Source organism: Acinetobacter endophylla (assembly GCF_053543775.1).
In genome coordinates this window covers 92,595-101,889 of record NZ_JBLVOM010000010.1, presented here as the reverse complement: position 1 = coordinate 101,889, position 9,295 = coordinate 92,595, and the positions used below count along the sequence as shown (strand labels likewise).

Annotated in this window: 9 protein-coding genes; 2 read left to right on the top strand and 7 right to left on the bottom strand. The window is 44.0% G+C overall.

What is annotated here, in order from left to right; translation table 11 throughout:
* The 5 genes from ACNPNW_RS02110 to ACNPNW_RS02090 all read right to left on the bottom strand — a co-directional run.
* The coding region (locus ACNPNW_RS02110; RefSeq protein ID WP_228151524.1) for a GTP-binding protein at window positions 1-233 on the bottom strand (233 nt) is incomplete at its 3' end.
* 92 nt (window positions 234-325) lie between these two features.
* Complete coding sequence (gene fusA / locus ACNPNW_RS02105; RefSeq protein WP_071851492.1) at window positions 326-2,461, bottom strand: elongation factor G; 2,136 nt, start codon at window positions 2,459-2,461, stop codon at window positions 326-328.
* 128 nt (window positions 2,462-2,589) lie between these two features.
* The gene (gene rpsG / locus ACNPNW_RS02100) at window positions 2,590-3,060 is read right to left on the bottom strand and encodes a 30S ribosomal protein S7 (RefSeq protein ID WP_004279240.1); all 471 of its coding nucleotides are present in this window, start codon (window positions 3,058-3,060) and stop codon (window positions 2,590-2,592) included.
* A 180-nt stretch (window positions 3,061-3,240) separates the two neighbouring features.
* On the bottom strand, window positions 3,241-3,615 hold the full coding sequence (rpsL, locus tag ACNPNW_RS02095) for a 30S ribosomal protein S12 (RefSeq protein WP_002050319.1): 375 nt from the start codon (window positions 3,613-3,615) through the stop codon (window positions 3,241-3,243).
* A gap of 156 nt (window positions 3,616-3,771) precedes the next feature.
* Window positions 3,772-5,256 carry an EcsC family protein gene (locus ACNPNW_RS02090; protein ID WP_420937394.1) on the bottom strand — a complete coding sequence of 495 codons (1,485 nt, stop codon included), beginning with the start codon at window positions 5,254-5,256 and terminating at the stop codon, window positions 3,772-3,774.
* 272 nt (window positions 5,257-5,528) lie between these two features.
* Here ACNPNW_RS02090 and ACNPNW_RS02085 point away from each other — a divergent pair, with 272 nt between their 5' ends.
* Together ACNPNW_RS02085 and ACNPNW_RS02080 are read left to right on the top strand one after the other, a co-directional pair.
* Complete coding sequence (locus ACNPNW_RS02085; protein ID WP_004730606.1) at window positions 5,529-6,758, top strand: beta-ketoacyl synthase N-terminal-like domain-containing protein; 1,230 nt, start codon at window positions 5,529-5,531, stop codon at window positions 6,756-6,758.
* Between the two features lie 23 nt (window positions 6,759-6,781).
* On the top strand, window positions 6,782-7,234 hold the full coding sequence (locus tag ACNPNW_RS02080) for a CopD family protein (RefSeq protein WP_004279237.1): 453 nt from the start codon (window positions 6,782-6,784) through the stop codon (window positions 7,232-7,234).
* Window positions 7,235-7,291: 57 nt separating this feature from the next.
* On the opposite strand, the gene ACNPNW_RS02075 is transcribed toward ACNPNW_RS02080, so the two are convergent.
* On the bottom strand, window positions 7,292-8,719 hold the full coding sequence (locus tag ACNPNW_RS02075; RefSeq protein WP_184413228.1) for an amino acid permease: 1,428 nt from the start codon (window positions 8,717-8,719) through the stop codon (window positions 7,292-7,294).
* Window positions 8,720-8,888: 169 nt separating this feature from the next.
* Window positions 8,889-9,254: a RidA family protein gene (locus ACNPNW_RS02070; RefSeq protein ID WP_004646105.1), complete on the bottom strand. Its 366-nt coding sequence runs from the start codon at window positions 9,252-9,254 to the stop codon at window positions 8,889-8,891.
* Window positions 9,255-9,295: the final 41 nt, after the last annotated feature.

Genomic DNA, 9,295 nt, shown 5'->3' with positions numbered 1-9,295 from the left:
GCGTAGTGACGAGTTGGAGAATCGTATTCTACGTGTGAAGTATTAATTGTAATACCACGTGCTTTTTCTTCTGGTGCAGAGTCGATTGCAGCGTAGTCTTTCGCTTCGCCACCGAATTTCTTCGCACATACAGTTGCAATTGCAGCTGTTAAAGTTGTTTTACCATGGTCAACGTGACCAATTGTGCCCACGTTAACGTGTGGCTTATTACGTTCAAACTTAGCCTTAGCCATGAGATCTTCCTTTTTAAACTACTCATGCAGGATCACTGCATGAGCACTTGGGTTTAACTATGAATTAGTTTGGGCTTATAGTAATCGAAAGATTACTCGTCGTCACCTTTTTTACCGCCAGATTGGAACTTAGAAATGATGCCTTCAGCCACGTTACGTGGAGTTTCAGCATATTTAGCAAATTCCATAGAATAAGTCGCACGACCTTGAGACATAGAACGCATAGAAGTTGCGTAACCAAACATCTCAGCCAATGGAACTTCAGCACGAATGGCTTTAGTACCACCAGGAAGATCGTCCATACCCTGAACCATACCACGACGACGGTTTAAGTCACCCATGATATCGCCCATGTAGTCTTCTGGAGTTTCTACTTCAACTTTCATGATCGGTTCAAGAAGGATAGGATCCGCTTTCATGAAACCATCACGGAAGGCATAAGAACCCGCCATTTTGAACGACAATTCGTCAGAGTCGACGTCATGGTAAGAACCATCAAACAATGTCGCTTTAATGCCAACTACTGGGTAGCCAGCCAAAACGCCATTCTTCATACGTTCTTGAATACCTTTGTCAACCGCGCCGAAGAATTCTTTAGGTACAACACCACCTACAACTTCTTCAACGAATTCGTAATCTTTTTCAGACTCAGGATCCATCGGTTCTAAACGTACATATACGTGACCGAATTTACCCTTACCACCTGTTTGACGTACGAATTTACCTTCTTGCTCAACAGACTTTTTGATCGTTTCACGGTAAGAAACCATTGGCTTACCAATGTTAGCTTCAACACCGAATTCACGCTTCATACGGTCAACAATGATGTCAAGGTGAAGCTCACCCATACCAGCAATAATCGTTTGACCTGATTCTTCGTCTGTACGAACGCGGAATGATGGATCTTCCTTAGCTAAACGCCCTAAAGCGATTGACATTTTTTCTTGGTCAGCTTTAGTTTTTGGTTCAACAGCCAATGCAATTACTGGCTCTGGGAATTCCATACGCTCAAGTGTGATGACATTTTTCTCATCACAAAGTGTATCACCTGTAGTTACATCTTTAAGACCTACACATGCCGCGATGTCACCCGCACGAATTTCTTCAACGTCTTGACGATCGTTCGCGTGCATTTGCACGATACGGCCGATACGTTCACGCTTAGCTTTCACTGGGTTATAAACAGAGTCACCTTGTTTAAGTACACCAGAATAAACACGTACGAATGTCAAGTTACCCACGAACTTGTCGTTCATAATTTTGAACGCAAGTGCGGAGAACGGAGCTTCGTCAGATGCTTCACGAATCGCTTTAGTTTCAGCTTTATCGTCAAGAACACCTTCGATCGCTTTAACTTCTGTAGGCGACGGCAAGAATTCAATTACAGCATCCAACATACGTTGAACACCTTTGTTTTTGAATGCTGTACCACAAAGCATCGGTTGAATTTGACAAGCCAAAGTTTGGACACGTAGACCAGCAATGATATCTTCTTTAGAAAGATCGCCTTCTTCCAAGTACTTGTCCATGAGTTCTTCAGAAGCTTCTGCAGCCGCTTCCACCATGTTAGTACGCCATTCAGTAGCAGTATCAACTAGCTCAGCTGGAATCTCGCCATATTCGAACTGCATACCTTGAGATGCTTCATCCCAAATGATCGCTTTCATTTCGATTAAGTCGATAACGCCTTGGAAGTTTTCTTCAGCGCCGATTGGTACAACGATTGGCACTGGAGAAGCGCCTAAACGAGTTTTCATTTGCTCAACAACACGGAAGAAGTTTGCACCTGTACGGTCCATCTTGTTCACGAATGCTAAACGAGGTACTTGGTATTTGTTCGCTTGACGCCATACAGTTTCTGACTGCGGCTGAACACCACCTACAGCACAGTAAACCATACATGCACCGTCAAGAACACGCATAGAACGCTCAACTTCGATCGTGAAGTCAACGTGTCCCGGGGTATCAATTACATTGATACGGTGTTCAGGGAATTGCTTAGACATACCTGACCAGAATGTAGTTGTCGCAGCAGAAGTAATGGTAATACCACGTTCCTGCTCCTGTTCCATCCAGTCCATTGTTGCTGCACCATCATGCACTTCACCGATTTTGTGAGATACACCTGTGTAGAACAAAATACGTTCTGTAGTCGTGGTTTTACCAGCATCAATGTGCGCAGAAATACCAATATTACGGTAACGAGAAATTGGGGTTTGACGTGCCATGATTTCTTGCATTCCTAAATTTTGTTGTTTAAAACAGGACGCTTTAAGCTGCATAGCAACTTAAAGCGCTTTGGTGACAGAACCATGACGGTCTTATCACCCTCCTGAATAGGGCCTGTTTTATCTGCTTAGAAACGGTAGTGAGAGAATGCTTTGTTGGCTTCAGCCATACGGTGCACATCTTCACGTTTCTTAACCGCAGCGCCTTTGCCTTCAGATGCATCAAGCAACTCGCCAGCAAGACGTAAAGCCATAGTTTTTTCAGAACGCTTAGCAGCAGCATCTACTAACCAACGCATCGCTAGAGCAGTACGACGGGATGGGCGTACTTCCATAGGAACTTGGTATGTAGCACCACCAACACGGCGTGCTTTTACTTCGACCATAGGACGAACTTTTTCAAGAGTAGTCTCGAAAAATTCAACTGGGTCTACTTTAGATTTTTCTTGAACGCGGTCTAAAGCACCGTAAACGATACTTTCAGCAATAGATTTTTTACCATCTTGCATTACGTGGTTCATGAATTTAGCGATTGTTTGGCTGCTGAACTTAGGATCCGGAAGGATTTCACGAGCAGCGACTACGCGACGTCTTGGCATTTTAAACTACCTATAAAGATGACACTTCAGGTTTATCCAGCATGAGTACAAAGTGTCATGTACTACTCGCTGGCCTTACTATACGTCGCTTGGAATTTTCACAAAATTAATGCAGAAATCAGACAAGCGAGACGATAAAGGATTGCGGTTCTACGTTCTTAAAATTTAATTCTTAACGAATTATTTCTTAGGACGTTTAGTACCGTATTTAGAACGAGACTGGTTACGATCTTTAACACCAGCACAGTCTAAAGAACCACGAACGGTATGGTAACGTACACCTGGTAAGTCTTTAACACGACCACCACGGATAAGAACAACACTGTGCTCTTGTAGGTTATGGCCTTCACCACCGATGTAGCTAGAAACTTCGAAACCTGAAGTTAAGCGAACACGGCAAACTTTACGCATTGCTGAGTTAGGTTTTTTAGGTGTAGTTGTGTAAACACGTGTACAAACACCACGGCGCTGTGGACAAGCCTTCAACGCAGGAACTTTAGATTTTTCAACTAAAGTCGTACGACCCTTGCGGATCAACTGATTTGTTGTTGCCATTTGGCAATTCTCCCGTTAATAAAAAGCCCCAAAAAACTACTACTTTTTGAGGGCATGCAATTGTAATTCAAGATGCAAAATTGGTCAACCTACTCAAGCCAAGCAAATACCGTTTCTCACGACATTTGCCTGCTTTTATTTACCTTCAAAATTCGCTTATTTTTTTGAATTTTTACTGACTTTTTTAGTCACATCTTGAGCTTCAGATTCAGTTTTCGAATTTTCTTGATCGTCTACACCCTGCTGTGAAGTCTCTGTAGCAGCTTCTGCCTCGTCAGCAGCTTCTGGATGCAGTTCAGCTTCGATTTCCGGGTCAAATGAAGTTTTGGTTAAAGCCGGTTGTTGCGACTGCTTGTCTGCCGCAGGTTCAACCAACTCATCGTTGAGCGCCTCCAGCCCTTCACTCACCTTTTCATCTTTCTTCATTTCTGCTTCTTCAGAGCTTAGATCATTCTGTTCTTTTTTGACCAGCTTGACTTGGGTAATCGTGTTATTGCCTTCAATCATAATATCTTTATCCATGATCGGCTTATCTTTCGCAGGCTCAACTTCGTGAGAGGCACCATTTAAGAGTTTTGGAGTTGCCTGTTGCAACAAACTGACTGCTTTTTCATAGGCAGCATAAGGAGACAATTGCGAATCCTGATGCTGAATCAGGTATTGGCGTGCATGCGAGAATGCTTCCTGAGCTTTCTGATTTACATCCTCGACAAAACGATGGCTATATACTGCACCAATACCTGCACTCGCCAGAGGTGTCAGTTTGGTTAATCGCTCCAGAATCGAAATTTTTGGCAGATGATTCATCCATTCCCATTTAGCCTCTCCCTCATGACGACTCAGCCATTGCTTGATGGCGCTGACATCATTATCAGAACCTAGCATGGCTTGTAGCTGCGAGATATCATGAGTTTTAAGCGTATTACTTAAAGCTTTTAAACCTAATAACAAGGTTTGCTTTTCTGCAATCAGGCTCAGGTCAATCTGTCTAAAGATATGCTGGACGATTTCCTGATCATCTTCTTTGCTCAGGTCAAAACCATAAGAGCGACCGACTTGATAAATGGTACGCAATGCCATGAGCAAAGAGGCTGGAATATCAATGGCAGTACCAAGCATCCCTGAAGCACCACTTACTGCACCCTGCACCGTTGCAATCCATTTGTTTTGTTCACCTAAAGCCTGTGAAATTCGCTTGGATCGATCGACGTCCTGAGTGAGTTCCTCTAAATCTTTCGCTCCCGCTTCATTCAGAATGGCATCAACCGAACTCGTTTGATTACTGAATTGATTGAGACGGTCATAAAAGTAGTTAGACACTTTTTCGGTTAAGTCTGGAGAAACAAAATGCGCGACATTATTCACGGTATTAAAGCGGCGCCCGAGAAGTTGACGAGACACATTTGGAAGATGCTCACGAAGCATTTGCTGAGGATTGTCATATTTTTTAGCTGAAAAAGCGCTTTTCGTCTTCGCCGAACCGTCAATCACCTGATCGGAGCTGGAAGGCTTCAGCGCTTTAGTCACCGAATCCGGCGCAACATGATTCAATAAATCCAATCCAGTTGAACTGAACTTTTTCGCCACTCCAAAGGCATTCGAAATCAGACCATTAGATTGTTTATTATTAGCATTTACCATTTTTTACCTCAGCATTCATGTGCTTGTATTTGGTATAAATACTAGGTGTAGTCAGCGTTTATCTCAACTTTATTCTGTTTCATTTAGTAAAACCCCTACACGCCGACTCACAAACTCAACCGACTGTCACACGGCATAACATTTGCCATAAGATTTCAAAAGTCTTTCTGCTATCATGTTCCCCATCATGAAATAAGGCTAAGCGCTGGATTGGGCGATTTTAAAACCCAGATATCTGCGCTGAGCATAGAGCAAACTATAAGGATCTGTAGATGAAACGTGTTGTCATCACTGGCATGGGTATTAACTCATGTATTGGTAATACATTAGAGGATGTAAACCATTCTTTACAAAACGGGATTTCAGGAACACGTTTTAATCCGACTTATGCTGAACTCAATTTCAAAAGTCATGTCAGTGCTGCAGCCGAGCAGGATTTCGACGGGATCGACCGCAAACTGAAACGCTTTATGGGCGTATGTGCAATGTATGCGTACAACTCAGCTCTTGCTGCAGTTGAACATGCAGGTTTAAAGGTTGAAGATCTAGCTGGCAACCCACGCTATGGTATCGCGGGTGGTTCAGGTGGCGGTTCAACTGCTTCTGTTATTGAAATGAACGAATTATTGCAAACCAAAGGTGCGCGTAAAGTCGGTCCTTTCTTTGTACCACGTAATATGACTAACACCATTACGGCTAACGTTGGCGTTGCATTCAAATTACAAGGCGTGGCGCATACCATTACCAGTGCATGTGCAACCTCTGCCGATGCCATCGGTTATGCCTACAACCTGATTCAACTCGGTAAACAAGATTTAATGCTGGCAGGTGGCGGTGAAGAAGATCACTGGTCACAAAGCTTGTTGTTTGATGCGATGGGCGCACTTTGCTCTAAATACAATGACAGCCCTGAAACAGCATCACGCCCTTATTCTGCAGACCGTGACGGTTTCGTGATTGCCGGTGGTGGTGGTTTTGTGATCCTTGAGTCTTTGGAACATGCGCAAGCGCGTGGCGCAAATATCTTAGCTGAAGTGGTTGGTTATGCTGCAAACAGTGATGGTGCTGATATGGTTGCACCATCTGGTGAAGGTGCAACACGTTGCGTACTGATGGCTTTAGAAGAAGCCAAACAACACGGTGTCGATAAAATTGACTATGTAAATACACATGGTACTTCTACTCCAGCGGGTGACATCACAGAACTTAAAGCAATGGAACGTGCTTTCGGTGAAGGTCAGGTTCCTCCATTAAGCTCAACCAAGTCAATGACGGGTCACAGTCTGGGTGCTGCTGGTGTTCAGGAAGCGATTTATTCGGTTCTGATGATGCAAAATGACTTTATTGCTCCAAACATCAACGTGACCGAGCTAGATGAAGGCGCGAAACCGTTTGATATCGTGCTTGAAAAACGTGACGCAAAATTGAATACTGTGATGAGTAACAGTTTCGGTTTCGGCGGCGTAAATGCTTGTCTCATTTTCAAAAAATGGGAAGGCTAAGCTGCCCAATTTAGGGTGACTTGATGGATGCTCCTTCTGATGCTTTCTTGTGGGTAAAAGCATTACATATTATTGCAGTGGTTTGCTGGTTCGCGGCTTTGTTCTACTTGCCACGGCTGTATGTTTACCATGCCATGAGCGAAGATGCCGTCAGTCATCAACGCTTTGAAGTCATGGAACGTAAGCTGTACCGTGGCATCATGTGGCCAGCCATGTTGGCTACCTTGATTACGGCGCACTTTTTGGTGGATTGGGGTGATGCAACGCGTCACTATCATGAAGCCTTATGGTTTTACCTTAAAGTCGGCCTGGTCGGTTTATTGGTGATTTACCATCTAGTGTGTGGTTATTACCGCAAGAAGCTGATTGATAATGCACATTACAAGTCACACAAGTTTTGGCGTTATTTTAATGAGATGCCAACCCTGATCTTATTTGCCGTGGTGATTTTAGTGGTAGTTAAACCTACTTTCTAATTCACCTGCGCAATCAAAAAATCCCCGATTAGTCGGGGATTTTTTATGTCTGAATATTTAATGATTACCACGCTGACGCATACGTGGCTTATACAGCAGTCGATAGGTCACCGCCAGAATAATCAACCATAAAGGACTGATCATCAGAGCTTTTAGAGTGTCAGGTTCCAGGCTTAAAATAATCAAAGCGAATAACAGGAATGCCAATACCACATAAGACATCCATACCCCACCCGGCATTTTAAAGGTCGAGGCGGCATGCTTTTGCGGTTGCTGCTTACGGTAACGGATATAGCACACCATAATGATGCTCCAGATACTAATAAACAGGATCACACACAGCGAACTCGCCAGAGTAAACGCTTCCATGGTGTTTGGCACAAAATACTGAAATGCTGCCCCCAACATAATAAAAGCACAGGAGAAAAATAACCCTGTGGCTGGTACAGCTCTGCTAGATAACCGCGCCAAAGCTTGAGGTGCTTGTCCGTCACGTGCCAGACCAAACAACATACGGCTGGTCGAGAATACGCCACTGTTCATAGAGGACATCACTGACGACAACACCACCAGGTTCATGATAATGGCTGAAGTTGGAATACCGGCATACAGGAACAAACTCACAAAAGGACTTTGATCCGCAGGAATCAGATGCCACGGTGTGACCGACATGATCATCAGCAATGACAATACATAGAACAGAATGATCCGCGTAGGAATGGCGTTGACCGCTTTGGGTAAATTCTTTTCCGGATCTTTGGTTTCTGCCGCCATCGTACCGAGCAGTTCCACCCCGACAAAGGCAAACATGGCAATCTGGAAGCCTGCCAGAAAACCAGTAAAGCCTTTGGGAAATAAGCCACCATGCGCCCAGACATTACTAAAGCTGGCGACGGCACCACTCGGTGCCTGAAAACCGCTAAACACCATATAACCACCGACAAAGATCAAACCAAGAATGGCTAAAATCTTGATTAGTGCGAACCAGAATTCAATCTCACCAAACAGTTTTACCGTGACCAAGTTAATCGCGAGAATAAACAGCACACAGCCAATACTAATCATCGCCTGCCCCATCGGGGTAAAGGCCATGCCTTCGGGCAGCCAGAAACTCAAATAGTTAATAATCGCCGCGAGATCGGCAATCCCTACCAGCACCCAACCCAGCCAGTACGACCAGCCAATATAATAGCCAGCACCCGGCCCGATCAGGTCATGGGCCATATCAATAAAAGATTTGTAATGCAGATTGGACAGCAGCATTTCACCCAACGCACGCATCAGGAAGAAGAACATGCCACCAATGATCATATAAATGATCAAAATTGAAGGACCTGCCAGGGAGATGGTTTTTCCCGATCCCATAAACAGGCCGGTACCGATACAGCCACCAATGGCGATTAACTGCAAATGTCGGTTAGAGAGTTTTCGTTGCAACTCATGCGGCGACGATTTTACGTCTTCTGTGCCCGGGGTGGTTTTCATTTTTACATCCTTTTTAATCTTTACAACAGCATCAAGCTGAATTTACAACGTTCAGTCCTCGAACGCTTATTATGACATTTTCATACTTTTTACTGCGCTGTTCAGTGAGATTTACTGCACTAAAACGACTTAAATCATTGCATGGGAGATTTCAATATCAAAAATTCAATTAAGCTTGAGCTGCAATGACTGCAATTTCAATCAGCCAGTCCGGATTGACCAAATCTGCCTGAATCGTAGCACGTGCCGGCGTACCATGTCCTTGTAACCATTCCACCCAAAGCTGATTCACGGTTTGAAAATCATCCAGATGCTTGACAAATAATTGTGCAGAAAGCAGCTGGCTTTTATCGGTATTTGCCAGTGCAAGCAATTCTTCAATTTTTGCAAAGACTTCCAGTGTTTGGCCGCGTACATCCAGATCCGTGCTATTTGGCACCTGACCTGACAGATAGACGGTTTGATGATGAATCGTCACCGCACTCATGATTTGATTGCTGTTGAGTCGCTGAATGGCTGTATTGTCCTGTGTCATGTTGATCTTCCTTGTTTGGGATATTTAAATAAAATTTAAAT